This is a genomic window from Archangium lipolyticum (genome assembly GCF_024623785.1).
In the GTDB taxonomy this organism is placed as follows: Bacteria; Myxococcota; Myxococcia; order Myxococcales; family Myxococcaceae; genus Archangium; species Archangium lipolyticum.
Map to the genome: position 1 here is coordinate 1 of NZ_JANKBZ010000054.1, position 16757 is coordinate 16757.

Sequence of the window (16757 nt, forward strand, 5' to 3'; positions counted from 1 at the left end):
GCGCGTGAGCGGATGGGGATCGCCATCTTCGAGAAGTGGAGTGCCCACGACTTCGACGAACTGGTGCGCCTCATGCGCAAGTTCGCCGACGAGTTGGTGCGGGAGCCGGGCGGGACCTGAGCAAGGCATTGATTCCTCTCGCTTTCAAAACAAGGTACCCCATGTCTGTCATTACCCACCGCACCGTCAAGACCAACGGCATCCACCTGCACATCGCCGAGGCCGGCCAGGGCCCCCTGGTGCTGCTGCTCCATGGCTGGCCGGAGTCCTGGTACTCGTGGCGTCACCAACTCCCCGCGCTCGCCGCCGCCGGCTACCACGTCGTGGCCCCCGACGTGCGCGGCTATGGCCAGAGTGACAAGCCCTGGGAGATCGAGGCCTACAGCATGAAGCAGTTGCTCGCCGACTGCACCGGTCTGCTCGACGCCCTCGGGGAGAAGACCGCCGTCATCGTCGGCCATGACTGGGGCGCGGCGATGGCATGGACCAGCGCCGCGCTCCATCCCGAGCGCTACCGCGCGGTCGTCGGCATGAGTGTGCCGCACCTCGGCCGCGCGCCCATGCCACCCACGCAGCTCTTCCAGCAGATGTTCCAGGACACCTGGTTATACATCCTCTACTTCCAGCAGCCCGGCGTCGCCGAGGCGGAGTTCGAGGCGGACATCCCCAAGGCGCTGCGCACGATCTTCGCCGGACCCCCTGGCTATGATCCCATGTCTCCCATTGTGCGCGCGAAGAAGAGGAGCGACGGCTACCTCACCGGCCTCGACGCTCCCGCCACCCTGCCCGCCTGGCTCACGGAAGAGGATCTCGCATACTTCGTGAAGGAGTTCTCCGGCAGTGGTTTTCGGAGCGGCCTCAATCGCTATCGCAACATGGACCGGGACTGGCATGAACTGCCCGAGCTCGCCACGACGAAGATCCATCAGCCCGCGCTCTTCGTCATCGGCGAGCAGGACCCGGGCCGCGCCTTCGCCCCGATCGAGCCGATGAAGGCCCTGGTGCCCCACCTCCGCGAGCCGGTCATCGTCCCGGGCGCGCTTCACTGGGTCCAGCAGGAGCGCCCCGCCGAGGTCAATGCCGCGCTGCTCGCCTTCCTGAAGGGACTGCCCACCTGACCGGGAGTCCGCCCATGGCCCGCTTCTTCCTGTACCTGATGGAACCAGCGGGCCAGCTCCAGTGACGCGGCCATGCCCCGCGTGCATGGACGCGGATTGAAGTCCATGCACGCGGAGAAGTCACTGACCCGAGAGGAAAAGGGAAGCGTCGCGGCTCCTCAGAACCGGGTCCACTTCTGGGCGGCCGAGCGGTTGCAGTCCCAGATCTGCACCGCGGTTCCCATGGCCGTGCCCGCGTCGGACACGTCCAGGCAGAGATTGCTCCCCAGCGCGCTGCGCACCTCTTCGCCGCTGATCGTCCATTTCTGCGCGGCCGTACCGTTGCACTCCCAGATCCGGACCCGAGTGCCCCACGTCGTTTTCGCGTCGGACACATCCAGGCAGCGGTTGGGAGCGAGGGTGCTGCGCAGCTCCCCACGGACGGTCAGGAACCATTCCTGCGCGGCCGTACCGTTGCACTCCCAGATCTGCATGAGAGTCCCCTGCGCCGGGTTGCCGTCGGAGACGTCCAGGCAGCGATTCACGGCCACCCCGCTGCGGAAGCGGGCGCGCGGACTATAGAGCGACTCCGCGCCACGGGTGTCCCCATCGGACAGCACATCGTTCCCGAGGCTCCCTCCCCCATCCCTGCGGACGATGGTCGGCTGGCCATTGGAGGAGAAGGCGTAGGCGCCGTAGTGCATGATGGAGCCATAATCGTAGGGGCCCAGGTCCATGCCATCCGCTCCCTGCTGCGCGTAGGTCTGGAAGTTGTGCTCCGTTCCGGACTGGACGTTGCCCCAATTGATGATGATGTGGTTGTCCCGGTCGGCACGGCTCTGCTCATGCCAGAGGCCCACGGCATGCCCGATCTCATGGATCGCGGCGGTCAGGCCGCATCCACTGGCCAGGTCCACCGTCTGCTCGCCCCCAATCCTGCCGACGAACGAGCTACAGCCAGAACCCGGCCGGAACCGCACGTAGTCCGCTTCCGTCGTGCGCGGCTTGAAGCGCAAGGAGGTCTTGGATTCCCAGTGGCGGATGGCGGACGTCACCCGGCCGCTGTCGGGCAGGCCCGCATCGATGACGTAGGGGATGGTGCCCCCCGGCCAACGCGAGTACGTGTCCGTCCGGCCCACGGACTGGCCGCTTCGGGACGGCTTCTCCCGCAGGTCGAGCAGGATGTCTCCATCCAGTACGGCCCTTCCGTCGATCTTCTCGTAGGTGACCGTCTGGAACCCGAGTCCCGGCAACGCCACCCGGGCGGTCACCACTTCACCTGCCTTTCCGGGGAAGGCCTGCTCATTCTCATGGGAGAGACCGCAGCCGCCCAGCAGCAGGGCGCTCAGCGCGGAAGCACTCATGGACAGACGGGCGAATCGATGATGACGGCTCATGTGGGTTGTACCTTTTCGTGGCGGCTCGGTTCGGGTCGAGCGTGAAAGAACCCTAGCAGGAAGCCACGAAGAGGGCCGTAATACGTGCAATACCGGCAAGTGAGGCATAAAAGAATTATCCGGTATTTCTGAACCCGGCGGGATCCGCCCGACTTGTGCCCATCATCGTGGGCAGGGACACCCCCGTGGCGAAGACTTCTTCATGTGCAACCTCCCGTGTGCGAGTCGGGAGTTGGACCCACGGGCAGCCGCCGGATTGCGGAGGGAGCGCACGGCTCCATTCACGCAAGAACCGGGGGAGCCATTTCCCATCGTGGGGGCCGAGGGAGACTACCGGTCCCCCCCCGGCCTCGCCTTCAGCGCTGGCTCACGGACAGACGCAGGTACCATTACAGCGGTAGTCGCGAGTGCAGGGCCTGCCGCAGGCCGCCGTGCAATTCGCCTCGCTGCCGTACCACTGGCTGTAGTTGCACGTCCACAGCATCGAGCAGATGGCCTGCTGCGTGACGCTGCCCTCGGGGAGCTGCTCATCGGCGGGGGCGGACTCGGGCACCGGCGCCTGCTCGGGCTCGTACGAACCGCCGCAACCCGACACCGAGACGACGAGACCCACGAAGGCAGCAACGAGGGGGAGAGGAATTCGCATGGGGGACACGCTCCTGGGTTCCACGGGTGGGACTTCGACACGCTCGGCCATGCTGCGTCCGGGCGTGCATGCCCTCACTGTGTCAGACCGTGGGCGTGGCGCCACATCCATGATGGGCCAGGAGCAAGGGAGCCGAAGCTCGTGCGAGCATGGGTTGTCCCGAACGAAGAGGAGGAAGACCATGTCGCAGCTCTCCGCCGAGCAGGCGAAAGAGGAGCTCCTGTCACTCATGCACGCGTGGACCGCGGCCGTGGGAGCCAAGGACCACACCTGGTTCGAGCGCCACGCAGATGAGGGCTGGCGGTACACCGACTACACCGGAGCGCAGCGAGGGATACGTGAGTATCTGAAGCTCATCCAGCAAGTGAACAGATACACTGAAGAGTTCCGGCACTTCGACGTCCGGCTCGTGGCCGGCACCGTCGCGCTCATCACAGGCATCTACTTCGCGCGCGTCGACTTCCAGGACACCGGACGCCTCGAGAAGCTCCTGGCCTTCAGCGCCGTCTGGGAGCATCGGGACGGCGTGTGGAAGGCGCTCCTACACCACACGTCGGAACCGAAGTAGGCTCGAAGAGGACATTGGCCACTCATCGTCACACGAGGACATCATGGGATTCCTGAAGCCCCACGCTGAACGCATCTACGCCCTGCTTCGAATCATGGCCGGATTCATGTTCACGCTACACGGACTGCAGAAGCTCTTCGGTCTGTTCGGCGGCGTGCCCGCCGGGGCTCCGCCGTTCATCGTCTACGGCGCGGGCTCGATCGAGTTCGTGGGCGGCGTGCTCGTCGCGCTCGGACTGTTCGCCGCTCCCGCGGCCTTCATCTCGAGCGGTACCATGGCGGTCGCCTACTTCATCGGGCACGCGATTCCCAAGGGCAACATCCTCCCGAACGTGAACCAGGGCGAGCTCGCCGCGCTCTACTGCTTCGTGTTCCTCTACATCGCCGCGCACGGCTCGGGAATCTGGAGTGTCGACGCCGCGCGCCGAGGCTCGAAGTAGAGCGCTCTCGCTGGACTGTGTCGCGGGTGGTGGGCTGGTGCAGAGGGGCCGAGGAGGGCCGCTGACGGGTGCCACCCGGGCTGTGCGCAGGGCCGGAGTAGAGGCCGTGCGCAGGGCCGACCCGGTCAGGTCAAGAGGTCCTTGGCCTCTTGGGGCAGGCTCACCTCAGCCCAGGAGATGATCGCCGAGCAGATAGCCGACGGTCATTGCCAGCACCAGCAGCGCGCCTTGCAGTTTCGGCGGGGCGGGCAAGGGAATGTCGAGCAGGCGGCAGCCGGCACCAATGGCCAACGCCAGGACAGGGCCGACCATGAGCTGCATCATGTGCGCGTCTCCTTGGTATCACCGCTGGGCCCGCCGCAGTCGTGGCGGTGATTCGCAGGGTGCCTCGCGATGAAATTGTCGGCCAGCAGGTAGCCGCTCGTCATGGCGACGACGAGTGAAGCACCAACCAGCATGGGCGGCGCGGGTACCGGAATGCCCAGCCAGCGGCAACCCAAGCCGATGACGAGACCGAGCAGCAGGCCAACACCTAGTTTCCAGCTCAAGGGACGTTCTCCAGCGCGACGAAGTGAGAGTTTGATGGCGTGGCACCGACGAAGTGGCGCACGGACGGCGGCTGCGCGTCGCGATGCAGGGCTCGAATCCTGTCCTGCAAGCGTTGCTCCTCGTGGGTGACCCGCTCATGCTGGCGGAGGTGCTCCAGCCAGGAATCGACGATGAAATATTCGAGAAAGCGACCCGGCCGCGCCGCGTCTTCCATTACACCCCACTGCACCGCACCGTCTCGCCGGCGGGTGCCTCCGAGCAGGTGGATGTGATGCAGGAACTCCTCGCGATCCGCCGGCTCGATGAGGTATTCCACCGTCACGAGCACCGGACCACGGGCATGGTCGATCTCCGCGGCCACGGCCGGCTGCGGCCAATGTGCGGACGGGGTGGTATCCCGCGCCATGGCCACGCTCAGACGGAAACGCAGCGAGAAGACCCCCGCGAGCACCGTCGATACCGCCGCCACTGTCAGCGCGAACTCGGTGCCGGCATGCTGCGCGAGCGTACCCCAGATCAGGCTGCCACCCGCCATTCCCGCTGAGAAGACCACGATGTAGAGCGACAGCGCCCGGGCACGTACCCAGGCGGGTACCGAGACATGCGCGGCTGTCTGCAGCGATGACAGCACGGTGATCCACGACATGCCGTTGGCCAGCATCGCCACGCAAAGGAGCCGCAGGTCGCGGATGCCCGCCAGGGCCAGCATGGTGAGGGAGTAGAGCAAGGTAGCCGCTGGCACCAGCCTGTCGGCATCGAACCGTTTGCGGAGCTTCGGCAAGGCGATGGCACCACCGATGGCACCCGCCCCGATGAACCCCAGCAACATTCCATAAGTGCCCGCCCCGGCGGAGAGCTGCTGTCGAACCACGATCGCCAGCTGCGCGGGGAGAGCACTGGCGAACACGAAGAAGCAGGCCGCCTTGACCAGCACCGACCGGAACTCGCCAGCCTGCACCGCATAGCGCAACCCCGCGCGCAGTGCGCCGCCGAAAGACTCGGTGGGCAGGGTCGAGACGGACTTCTCCGGCCTCCACCGCCACAGGACGAACACCACGCCCAGGAACGACAACGCATTCAGTGAGAACGCCCAGGCCGCGCCGAATCGCGCCACGATCAGCCCGCCCAGGGCGGGGCCGATGGATCGCGCGATATTCATACCGATGGAGCTCAATGCCACTGCCGGTGCCAGCACCGGGCGCGGGACCAGGTCGGCGGTGATCGCGGCCTGTGCGGGCATCGCCATCGCCGCGCCCGTGCCGAGCGCGAACGTCAGACCCAGCAGTGACCATGCATCGAGCCGGCCGGCATGTGCCTGCAGGGCGACCAGCGTGGCCACGAAGAGCATCCACAGCTGCACCCCGAGCAGGTATCGCCGACGGTCAACGATGTCCGCCAGCGTGCCGGCAACGAGCGCGAACGCCACGACCGGCAGCGTCGTCGCGGACTGCACTGCCGCGACCATGAGCGGTGAGCCTGTCCGCTCCGACATGAACCAGGAGGCGGCGACATCCTGGACCCAGGTTCCGATGTTGCTGGTCAGGACCGCCAGCCATAGCGCACGGAACCCGGGATGGCGAAGCGGTGCCCATGCGCCAATCGCCGGAGTCTCAGAAGGCATAGCACAAGCATCCCAATGCACCCCAGAAGTCACGCAGCCCGCCGCCAGGCGTAGGGTGGTGTGCGGCATGATCCTTGCCATAACCATGCACGGCACACGACGTTCCGTGTGAGTGCGAATGCCGTTGCGCCTGAGCGAACACGGCACGGGCCTGCGCCTGGGTGCCACCCTGGTAGCCACCGAACCGGTTCACCGGCGACCAGTCCGGCATGGGCCTGGGCAACGCGGGGGCGAGCGGGCCGAAGTCATCACTGCCGTGCACCACCTTACCGCCCACCACGGTCAACACGCTGGTGATGTCCTTGATGGCTTCTTCCGGCACGCGGAGGAAGTCCGAGGACAGCAGTGCGAAATCGGCATATTGGCCAACCTTGAGGAGGCCCTTGCGATCCTGCTCATGGGAGAACCACGCGCTGCCGTGCGTATACAGGCGCAGCGCGTCTTCTCGTTCCAGCCGGTTGTCGTCGCCATACATCGACAGACCCCCCACCGTGCGGCCGGTAACCAGCCAGTACAACGCCACCCACGGGTTGTAGCTGGCCACGCGCGTGGCATCGGTGCCGGCGCCGACCGGCACACCCGCATCCAGCATCTTGCGCACCGGCGGCGTGTTCCGGGTCGCCACACTGCCGTAGAGCTCCGCGAAGTACTCGCCCTGGTACGCCATGCGATGCTGGATGGCGATACCGCCCCGCAGGGCGCGCACGCGTTCGATATTGCGCTCGGAGATGGTCTCGGCGTGATCGATGAACCAGTGCAGCCCGTCGAACGGCACCTCGCGGTTCACCTTCTCGTAGACATCGAGCACGCGGCTGATGCTCTCGTCGTAGGTGGCATGGATGCGGAAGGGCCAGCGGCGTTGCGCCAGCAGGCGGACCACGTCTTCCAGCTCGCCCTCCATGCCCTGTGGCAGCTCCGGGCGCGGTTCACGAAAATCCTCGAAGTCCGCCGCCGAGAAGACCAGCATCTCGCCAGCGCCGTTGTGGCGCAGCATGCCGTCGCCCTGGAGCGGCTTCAGCATCCGCGACCACTTGTCGAAATCCGCGAGCTCCCCACCCTTCTTCTGGGTAAACAGGTTGTAGGCGATGCGCACCGTCAGCTCGCCGTCGGCATGCAGCTTCTGGATGATCTCGTAGTCTTCCGGGTAGTTCTGGAAGCCTCCGCCGGCATCGATCACCGAGGTGATGCCCAGCCGGTTCAGCTCGCGCATGAAATGGCGGGTGGAGTTGAGCTGGAACTCCGGCGGCAGCTTCGGTCCCATCGCCAACGTCGCGTACAGGATCAGCGCATTGGGTTTGGCCAGCAGCAGGCCGGTGGGATTGCCGGCCTGGTCTCGCTCGAGCCGTCCACCGGGCGGATCAGGACTGTCCTTGGTGTAGCCGACAGCGCGCAATGCGGCGCGGTTGAGGAGTGCTCGGTCGTACAGATGCAGGATGAAGACCGGGGTCTCCGGCGCGGCCTCGTTGAGCTCCCGCAGCGTCGGCAGCCGCTTCTCGGCGAACTGGTGTTCGCTGAAGCCACCCACCACACGCACCCACTGCGGCGCCGGTGTCCGTGCCACCTGCGCCTCGAGCATCGCCATCGCGTCAGCCAGCGTGCGCACGCCGTCCCAGCGCAGCTCCAGGTTGTAGTTCAGGCCACCGCGAATCAGATGGAGGTGGCTGTCATTGAGGCCGGGGATCAGGCGCCGGCCTCCGGCATCGATGATCCGGGTCCCGGCGGTGGCATGTGCCATCACCGTGGCATCGTCGGCGATTGCCAGCAGGTTGCCACCGGCGACGGCCAACGCCGTCGCCGATGGGTTGTCCCGGTCCAGGGTGGAGATCCGGGCGTTTCTGACGATCATGTCGGCCATCGGTACAATCCTTCCCATTCCGGCGGCTCGCGCCGGAGACAATCGTTATCGCCTACGACATTCCGATGGCCGCATGGCCATCAGTGACCGCCTTCGGATGCGCCGAACATCGCCTTGGCGTACTGAATGCCGATTCCGTAGCCGCCGCCGTGGGTCTTGGCGATGCCGGTGGTCAGGCCATACGTGGCCTCGCGAGCCCAGTCGCGCTGCAGCTCGAGCAGGTACTGCAGGCTGGTCATCGGAACCGCACCGGCCTGGATCATCCGGCTCACCGCGCGCTCGTGAGCCTCATCGGACACATCGCCGCAGGCATCGGTGATGACGTACGGCTTGAAGCCCTGGTCGAGCGCCGACAGAACGGGGCCGACGATGCACACGCCCGTCCACAGCCCCGCGAACACCAGCCGCTCCTTCTCGAACGCGTTGATCTGGGCGATCACCTGCCGATCTTCCCAGGCATTCATGGAGGTGCGGTCGTAGACCTTCGCGCCAGGAAACGCCTCGGTGATCTCCGGGAACAACGGTCCCGAGAAGCTCTTCTCCGCGACCGTGGTCAGCAGGGTCGGCACGCGGAAGCCGGCGGCGGCCTTGGAGATCAACGCGGTGTTGTTGCGCAGCTGCGAGATGTCGATCGAATGCGTCGCGAAGGTCATCTGCGATTGGTGATCGATCAGGATCAGGGCATGGTCGGTGGGCGACAGAAGGCCCTTTCCAGGCACGGGGGTGGCTTTGGGCGTCATGGGATTGTTCCTCTTCGTGTTGGGGTTATGTCAGGCAGACTAGAGCGCCGGGACTTGATGCAAAACCCCCGAAAGCGCATGAAACGGCTCACCCGAAAGAGGGAGCGAACGCTCACCGGCCCGCTATTTATTCATCAACGCGGGTGTTCTCGCGCGGCGACACGTTCTCTGGCCGGATAAAAGGGACGAAGCGCGGCCCCCATCCCTCCTATACTTCGAAACTTCACGTCTCGAAGAGGAGCCAACAAACGATGCTTCGTCCGATCCTCGTGCCTATCTGCGCGTGCCTTCTGCTCGCTGCTTGCAGCGACAAGCCTGACGAATCCCCCGTCCCCCCCGTCCCCCCCGTCCCCCGCGGCGCCACCGTTCCCTGGGACGAGTACGAGGCCGAGGCGGGCATTTCCTCCGGTGGCGCCACGCTCGAGCAGACCACCAGTGGCCCGTGGCTGGAAGGCACGCTCTCCGGCGAGGCCTCGGGCCGCAAGGCGGTGACACTGCATGGCCCCACCGACGCGGTCGAGTGGACGAGCCGCGTGAAGGCCAACTCTGTCTTGGTGCGCTACAGCGTGCCGGACGAGAAAGAGGCCCATTTGGATGTATACGTGAATGACGCGAAGGTCGCCACGCTCACAGTGAACTCGGATTTCGCCTGGCTCTACACCGGCCCGAACAACACCGGGACGCACAACGCCTTGCCGCGCCAGCAGGTGGACGAGCTCCCCCAGAACCCGAGCACCAACGACGAGAATTTTGGCCTGCGGCTGCCTTGGAGCACCGCGCACCACATCTACGACGAGGCGCACGTGCTGCTGGCGACCGACGGCAGGGAAACCATCGACAAAGGCGATGTGGTGAAGATCGTCTCGCCGGATGCCTCCGCGGAACTCCCCGTCACCATCGACTTCATGGACCTCGAGCTCGTGCCGGAGCCCCTCTCCGCCCCGGCGGACTACGTCGTCGTGAGCGAATTCACCGAGGCAGCGGTGGTGCGAGCCCTTCAGGACGCCGTGGACGGCGGCAAACCTGGCATCTTCCTCCCGCCTGGCGATTACGTGATGTCGCACGTGAACCCGGCGATCCCCAAGGTCTACGTTCCCGCCGGCCTGACCGTCCAGGGCGCCGGCATGTGGTACACGCGATTCGTACCCCCTCCCCCGCAGCAGGTTGGCTACAACTACGAGTTCGGGTTCCGTCTGAACGGCGACAACATCACCTTCCAGGACTTCGCGATCTTTGGAACCTGGCGCAACCGGGCGGCCCGCTACAACAAGGACGCGGCCGCTCTCGGCAACTGGCCGTGGGACAGCCATGACGGGATCGGGCGCGCCTTCGATCGCTACATGCACAACAACGCGGTCTTCAAGCGGCTCTGGATCGAGCGGATGATCGTGGGTGGTTGGGTAGAGGGCGGCAACAACCTGCTGTGGCAGGACTGCCGGTTCCGCAACACCCTGGCGGACGGCATCAACTTCTGCAACGGAACCACCCACTCGCGGATCGTGAACTGCACGGCGCGAAACAACGGCGACGATGCCTTCGCCATGTGGTCCGCCATTACCTGGGACAAGTCCCCCATCAAAGACACGCCCTGGGTTCACCAGCCCGAGGGCCCCAACCAGGGCAACGTCATTGAGCGCTGCACCGCGGGCCTGATCTGGCGGGCAGCCGGTTTCGCGGTCTACGGCGGCCACGACAACGTGATCAAGGACTCGGTTGTCTACGACACCCTGCGCTATCCGGGCATTACCGTGGATAACGAGTTCGCGCCCCAGCACGAGTTCTCCGGGCGCACCACCCTTCAGAACATGACGGTTGAGCGCTGCGGAGGCAGCATGTGGTGGGATGACGACGGAGTGCAGGGAGACGAAACCGCGCGGCGGAAGTGGGGCGCGGTCTGGTTGTTTGCCGCCAACCCGTACTCTCCGGCCGAGCCGTACTCCCCCATCCGCTTTCAGGGCATTCGTTTCAAAGACATCGATATCATCGACCCCGTTCATTACGGGGTACTGGTTCAGACCACGCAGGGACAGCGGATCGAGGACACCGAGTTCGACGGCATCCATATCGTCATGAACCAATCAGGCGATATTGGCATGGTGGCCAACGACTCGCACAAGGCACCGCCCAGCCCCTTCAGCGGGAAGATCGCCACCACGGGTTCGATCACAATCAAGAACTCGAGCATCACCGGCCCCCGGGCAAACTCCGGAAACCTGTTCTCGAAAGACGAGGTCTCAACCGAGACGTTCTTGTTCAAGGACGGCGGCGGGAACATGTGGACGGGCGATCGGTAGGCCGTGCCCGTCACGGCACGTCACAGGCGCTCAGCGCTTGCTTGAGCTCATCGGGATCCACCTCGGGTACGCGTTCCAGCCGTTGGGCCTGCTTCTGGGCCTCGGGACAGCGGCCCTCGGCCACCAGCCACTGGATGGCCGGCACGCGGATCCCGGTATCCTCCTGCATCGCCTTCTTCAGCCAGTCCTCGCGCCAGGGGCCTCCGCAGGCCGCCAGCCGAGGATGCGTGGAGCAAATCCGGAAGCGGGCCCGGGTGGACTCCCACTCCCAGCCGTCCTCGCGGGTCTCCAACCGCGCGAAGAGCGCCAGGGCTTCCTCGTAGTGCCCGGACTCCTGCAAGGCCTCGCCATACTCGAAGGTGCGCTGGGGAGAGTCCTGGAGCTTCGACCAGGCTTCCCGCCGGATCTTCAGCTCCGCCGGCTCCGACAGCCGCACCGTCTTCAGCACGGCCTCGTAGAACGCCTGACGGGGCGGCGCCACGGTGTTCTCCGCGTACCAGCCAATCCGGTAGATACGCGTTCCCTCCACGCGGGCCTGCTCGAAGACCCTGCGGCCCTGCCCGGTGAACGTCCAGGCCCGCCAGCCCTCCTGAAGGGCCGGGACCTCGGTCCGGGTGACGGAGCCTCGCAGGCGCCGCTCCCAGTCGTACTGCAGCAGCTCGGGGTCCAGTTGATCCGGCTGCCGGAGCAGGTGGGAGGCCGTGAAGACGCCGCTGCCGGAGCTCGGTCCCGGCTGCCACGCATCGAGCCCCACGAACGTGCCCCGGTGGTTGGCCATGCGCCAGCAGATCGACAGCTCCAGGCCCTCCTTGGGGTCTCCGGCGCTCCGGTCGAGCGAGCAGAGCAGCGTCGGCGAGGAGGCCAGCCACCGCGCCAGTCCCGCCGGGAGCGCCAGCAGGACCAGACAGGCGCCCAGCATGCGCAGCCGCGTGAGGGCCCGTCCCGTGCGAGGCGCCATCGTCTCCGCGGGGGTCCACAGCGACACGGCCAGGCCCCCGAGGTAGCCACCCACGTGGCCCAGCACCGAGACGTTCGGTACCGAGAAGCCGGTCAGCAGGAAGAGAGCGAACAGGATGTACGAACGCCACCCGTAGGCGCTGCGCTGCCCGCGCGGAATGGCATCCCCCAGGCGAATCCCCAGGCCCAGCTGCGCGCCCCAGGCTCCATAGGCCAGCACCGACGAGCCCACGACCGGCAGATCCGAGAACGGTACGATGAGCAGCGCGGCCCCCAGGCTGGCCCCGAGCAGAACCAACGGAAGGCCCGTCATTCCCAGCACACGCTCCACCCGGAAGCAGCTGTAGGCCAGGATTGGCAGGTTGGATATCAGGTGCAAGACATTGCCGTGGAGCCAGGGCGCCGTCCATGCGCTCCACCAGGCCGCCTCGAGGAGGGTCGGCTCGAATCCGATAGCCCCCACCCGCGCGGGATCCACCCCCTGCAGGCTGAGCCGGAGCTGCATGCCGAAGGCCACGAGCAGCAGCACGCACAGCAGCACGGTGGCCCACGGAAAGGGCGCCTTCGCCAGGCGCGCCGCCGCCCGGGCCGCTGGCGCATCCAAGGCGCCGGCCAACGCCGGGATCGTCTCGATACGGGCGAACTCCGTCCCCGTCCAGGGCGCGTAGCGGATCTCGGCCGAGCCGAGCACCCGTCCTCGCCGGATTTCCTCCTCCAGCTCCAACGGATGCATGGAGGAGTGCTCGTCATCGCCTCTCAGCTCGACCTGTTGCATGCCTCGCCCCCTCGGTGAGCTCCGAGTGTTGTCTCCGTTGAGGTACTCGTCAACAGGAGCCGGCGAAGTAAAAAATCATGCCTCTACCGGGAAGCACGCTCGACGGCGTCCAGCACCCGCTGGACCAGGGCACGCACCGCTTCCGGCTCCAAGCCGGGGCCCGGTTGGCCGTTCCGCTTCGCAATCGCGGCATCGATGAGCGAGGGGTCCTCGAGCCGCGCGCGAGCCCACGTGGCGCCGGCCGCCTTGGTGCCCCATCTCCCCTCCTCCGCGTAGCGCCAGGCCCGGCACGCGTTGAGCACGTTGTTCGGGCTCACCGGCTCCTCCCTCGCGTGCCACGTGAGTGAGTCCCTCACGGCTTCCAACACCCAGGCCCGTGGAGCAGCGGCCAGCAGCTCGCTCGCGGGCGGCCCCACCAGCGGCACCGCATGCCCACGCGCGATGTCGAGATCAATGACAAACCAATGGGCCGCATCCTCCCCAGGATCGAAGCTGAGCCGGTAGCTCATCCCCGCCCCCGTGTTGAAGTTCATCTCGAACCTCGGGGAACGGGAGGGCGTGCTCACCGCGTCCCGTGGATAGAGGACGAACTCCAATCCCCTCGCCGGACAGGCGAGCACCCGGTGATCGAGGGCCTCCGCGATCGCCTGTTTGACGCGGACCTCCTGCCGGTGGGCGCAGATGGCGATGATGTCGATGTCGCTCCGCCCCGGCTCATAACCCCCCAGGCTTCCCGAGCCGATGAGGTATGCGCCCAGCAGCTCGTCCCCGAGCAGCGCGCGAAGGCGGCTCGCGACTTCCCCCGCGTAGCGCGCGACCTCGGAAGCAACGTGCACCTCGGGTTCCTGTGTGTAACTCACGTGTCCGCCCTCCATCATGACTGGTATCCAACGTGTCACCCGCGCGATGTAGACTCCCCGGGCCTCACGACGCAACGGGAGCATGCCGTCTCGCGCGCAGGCCACAGCTCGTAGGAGAACCCCATGTCCAATACCTCGCTCGCCGCACCCCAACTCGTCATCAATAGCCGAATGCTGTACTCGAGCTGGATTCCCGCTGACCCGAAGGCCGCCGCCGCCCTGCTGCCCCCGGGTCTGCGGCCCGCCGACAATCACGCCCTCTACATGAACCAGTACGTCGTCGACTCCGAGGCGCAGACGTCGAGCTTCGGCGCCTACTCGCTGACGTACATGGGCCTGGACCTCGCCGGCCGCAAGGCTCCGGATGGCGTCACGCCCGCGCGCTTCTTCACCCACTACTTCAACTCCTCGGAGGTCGTGCGCAGCTACGTGCGCGAGCGCGGTGTTCCCGCCTCCCCCGGCACCACCACCCTGGAGCTCAACAATGGGGAGCTCGTGGCCACCACCCGCGTGGACGGCGTTCCCATCATCCGCACCGTCGCCCGGGTCGGCTCGACCATCTCCTCCGTGGCCCGCGGGCACCTCACCTACGTGACGCGCGTCCATGGCAGGTTCGTGGCCGGCAACTACCCCTACGTCGGTGAGCTCGCCTCGCCCTTCGAGCTGGTCTCCCTGGAGTTCCTCGCGAAGGACCACCCGACCTACGCCCTGCGGCCCGCCAGCCCCCTGCAGCGGGTGGAGGGCTGGTGCTGGTACGCGCCTCGCGACTCCTTCGTCTACCCGGGTGGCGAGTACGACTGGAAGCCGTAGCCACACACGGTCCGCGCGAGCGCCCCGCCCAGGTGGCGCTCGCCGCGGGGGCCAGCTCCTTTTCTCGGCCTGTCAGAAACGGATTCAATGCGCATCGAGCCTCCTCCTCATGGGGAGAGTCCGATGAGGGCGCGAGACAATTTTTCGGGTCAATCATTTGTCTTTCATTTTAAACTCGTTTTCCTCTTCCTGATATGCCTATGCGTGCTGTACCTTCCGCGCGGTTTGGACATCGGGAGGACAGACATGCAATCACCTGGCGGAGTGAAAGGGATTTCGAGTCGAAGGATGGGGTTGGCGCTGACGTTGAGCCTGGCCCTGGGGTGCTCCGGCACCGGGGAGCTTCCGGTCTACGAGGGAGAGCTGCGCATGTTCTCCGTGGACCACGCGGATGGCACGCACCGCATGGGCTACGGCCTGCGGACCGCGGACGGCCGGAGCTTCGAGTTGTCGTTCGACGGCGAGCACGCGCTCAACCCGGGAGACCATGTGATCGTCCGGGGAGAGCCCGCCCCGGACATGAGCACCAGCGAGCATCCGGGACAGGTGGGTGAGCGGCTCGTGGTCGAGTCCATCGAGGTGGTCGCTCCCGCGCCGGACCTCACGACGTCACGGGACGCCCTGGTCAGCGGCACGCCGCGGACCGTGCGCGTGGCCATCCTCCCCCTGGTCTTCCCGGGCACCACGGCGCGCATCGATACGGCCACGGCCCGCCAGCGGCTGGACACCGTCAGCGCGTACTACAAGGAGCTCTCCTACGGCGCCTGGACGGTGCAGGGTGATGCGCTAGCGCCGCTGAGCATGGCAAAGCCAGCCAACTGCAACCTGGACACCATCAGCAACGCCGCGCGTGCGGCGGCGAGCGCCCAGGGGCGCAACCTGAGCGTCTACACGCACGTGGGCTTCGTCATCCCCAACAACCCGGGCTTCACCGACTGTGCCTGCGGCCTGGCGTGGGTGGGCCGGCCGCCAGCGGCGGGCAACTCGTTCGGCGACGCGAGCCTCTACACCTGCACGGACCCGAACGCCTTCGCGCATGAGATGGGCCACGGCTTCGGTCTGGGGCACGCGTCCACGGCCCGCTGTGGCTCCGGGGTCGCGTACCGCTCCAGTCCCTACACGAGCTGCAGTCCGGACGAGTACGGCAACCGCTTCAACACCATGGGCGGCGGGCTGGGCCACATGAACGCCTTCCAGAAGTCCGCCATGCTGTGGCTGGACAAGTGCAACAACGTGCGCGTCTCGCGCGATGCGACGTATGACCTGGTGCCCATCCAGAGCGCGTCCAACGGCATCCAGTCCCTGCAGATCCCCACGGGGGACACGGTGGACGGCCGGCCGCTCTACTTCTGGGTGGAGTACCGCAACCCCGCGCTCGCCTCGTTCAACGCGGGTCCGGATGGCGCCCCCGAGGTCAACCCGGGCGTGCACATCGACGTCGCGCAGGACTTCCGCTCGAGCAGCGGCAACCGCAACCCGCTCCTGTTGGACCTGGCCCCCAACTACCCCAACACCCACCGCGATCCGCGTCTCACCGCGGGCCGCACCTTCCAGGATCCCAACGGCCGCGTGAGCATCTCCGTGCTCTCGCAGGCGAGCGACAAGGCCACCGTCCGCGTCACGTTCCCCGGTGGCGGCACGGGCACCAACACGTGCAGTGATGGCACGCTCCCGGGTGGCGGCACGGCTCCCGGGCCCCAGCCGGGCTCCGTGGTGCGCCTCGTCGCGCAGCACAGCGGCAAGTGCCTGGACGTGCCCAGCTCGAGCACCTCGGACGGCACGCCCCTCCAGCAGTGGGGCTGCAATGGAACGAACGCCCAGGCCTTCCGCCTCCAGGCGGCGAGCGGTGGCGCCTTCAACCTGGTGAACGTCAACAGCGGCAAGTGCGTCGACGTCTCCAACTCCAACACCGCGGATGGCGCCACCATCCAGCAGTGGGGCTGCAATGGGACGAACGCCCAGGCCTTCACCCTGAAGGCCAATGGCGGCGGCTACACCGTGGTGAACGTCAACAGCGGCAAGTGCGTCGACGTGCCGAACTCCTCGCTCAGCGACGGCACGAAGGTGCTGCAGTACACCTGCAACGGCGGCGGCAACCAGACCTGGGCCCTCCAGTAACCCGGGTGGGGACCTCCCGCGCGAGCGCCCG

Annotated in this window: 15 protein-coding genes; 6 read left to right on the top strand and 9 right to left on the bottom strand. The window is 66.6% G+C overall.

The window, feature by feature from the left end:
• The first annotated feature begins 161 nt into the window (after positions 1–161).
• Positions 162–1118: an alpha/beta fold hydrolase gene (locus NR810_RS50085; protein ID WP_257463261.1), complete on the top strand. Its 957-nt coding sequence runs from the start codon at positions 162–164 to the stop codon at positions 1116–1118.
• Between the two features lie 158 nt (positions 1119–1276).
• On the opposite strand, the gene NR810_RS50090 is transcribed toward NR810_RS50085, so the two are convergent.
• Positions 1277–2494, bottom strand: coding sequence for a M12 family metallopeptidase (locus tag NR810_RS50090; protein WP_257463262.1), 1218 nt, complete (start codon positions 2492–2494; stop codon positions 1277–1279).
• A 367-nt stretch (positions 2495–2861) separates the two neighbouring features.
• Entirely contained in the window at positions 2862–3140 is a 279-nt protein-coding gene (locus NR810_RS50095) for a hypothetical protein (protein WP_257463263.1), read from the bottom strand.
• Positions 3141–3321: 181 nt separating this feature from the next.
• On the opposite strand from NR810_RS50095, the gene NR810_RS50100 reads away from it, so the two are divergent.
• Positions 3322–3708, top strand: a complete 387-nt coding sequence (locus tag NR810_RS50100; protein ID WP_257463264.1) for a nuclear transport factor 2 family protein — start codon at positions 3322–3324, stop codon at positions 3706–3708.
• 43 nt (positions 3709–3751) lie between these two features.
• A complete protein-coding gene (locus tag NR810_RS50105) occupies positions 3752–4147 on the top strand; it encodes a DoxX family protein (protein WP_257463265.1) in 396 nt (131 codons plus the stop codon).
• 165 nt (positions 4148–4312) lie between these two features.
• On the opposite strand, the gene NR810_RS50110 is transcribed toward NR810_RS50105, so the two are convergent.
• From NR810_RS50110 to NR810_RS50130, 5 genes are all read right to left on the bottom strand, one after another.
• On the bottom strand, positions 4313–4471 hold the full coding sequence (locus NR810_RS50110) for a DUF1427 family protein (RefSeq protein WP_257463266.1): 159 nt from the start codon (positions 4469–4471) through the stop codon (positions 4313–4315).
• Positions 4468–4695: a DUF1427 family protein gene (locus NR810_RS50115; RefSeq protein ID WP_257463267.1), complete on the bottom strand. Its 228-nt coding sequence runs from the start codon at positions 4693–4695 to the stop codon at positions 4468–4470. Before NR810_RS50115 ends, NR810_RS50110 begins: the two co-directional genes overlap by 4 nt.
• Complete coding sequence (locus tag NR810_RS50120; protein WP_306819194.1) at positions 4692–6398, bottom strand: MFS transporter; 1707 nt, start codon at positions 6396–6398, stop codon at positions 4692–4694. Before NR810_RS50120 ends, NR810_RS50115 begins: the two co-directional genes overlap by 4 nt.
• Positions 6307–8172, bottom strand: coding sequence for an amidohydrolase (locus NR810_RS50125; RefSeq protein WP_257463269.1), 1866 nt, complete (start codon positions 8170–8172; stop codon positions 6307–6309). The genes NR810_RS50120 and NR810_RS50125 overlap by 92 nt, the downstream gene beginning before the upstream one ends.
• 80 nt (positions 8173–8252) lie before the next feature.
• The gene (locus NR810_RS50130; protein ID WP_257463270.1) at positions 8253–8912 is read right to left on the bottom strand and encodes a hydrolase; all 660 of its coding nucleotides are present in this window, start codon (positions 8910–8912) and stop codon (positions 8253–8255) included.
• 251 nt (positions 8913–9163) lie between these two features.
• Here NR810_RS50130 and NR810_RS50135 point away from each other — a divergent pair, with 251 nt between their 5' ends.
• Positions 9164–11206, top strand: a complete 2043-nt coding sequence (locus NR810_RS50135) for a secreted glycosyl hydrolase (RefSeq protein WP_257463271.1) — start codon at positions 9164–9166, stop codon at positions 11204–11206.
• Positions 11207–11216: 10 nt separating this feature from the next.
• Here the strand turns inward: NR810_RS50135 and NR810_RS50140 are convergent, their stop codons facing one another.
• Both NR810_RS50140 and NR810_RS50145 read right to left on the bottom strand, forming a co-directional pair.
• Entirely contained in the window at positions 11217–12938 is a 1722-nt protein-coding gene (locus tag NR810_RS50140) for a rhomboid family intramembrane serine protease (protein WP_257463272.1), read from the bottom strand.
• A gap of 83 nt (positions 12939–13021) precedes the next feature.
• Positions 13022–13798, bottom strand: coding sequence for an aminoglycoside adenylyltransferase domain-containing protein (locus tag NR810_RS50145; protein ID WP_257463273.1), 777 nt, complete (start codon positions 13796–13798; stop codon positions 13022–13024).
• Positions 13799–13921: 123 nt separating this feature from the next.
• Here NR810_RS50145 and NR810_RS50150 point away from each other — a divergent pair, with 123 nt between their 5' ends.
• Both NR810_RS50150 and NR810_RS50155 read left to right on the top strand, forming a co-directional pair.
• Positions 13922–14608 (top strand): hypothetical protein, encoded by a 687-nt coding sequence (locus NR810_RS50150; RefSeq protein ID WP_257463274.1) that lies wholly within the window; start codon positions 13922–13924, stop codon positions 14606–14608.
• A 288-nt stretch (positions 14609–14896) separates the two neighbouring features.
• Entirely contained in the window at positions 14897–16726 is a 1830-nt protein-coding gene (locus tag NR810_RS50155; RefSeq protein ID WP_257463275.1) for an RICIN domain-containing protein, read from the top strand.
• The last annotated feature ends 31 nt before the right edge of the window (positions 16727–16757 follow it).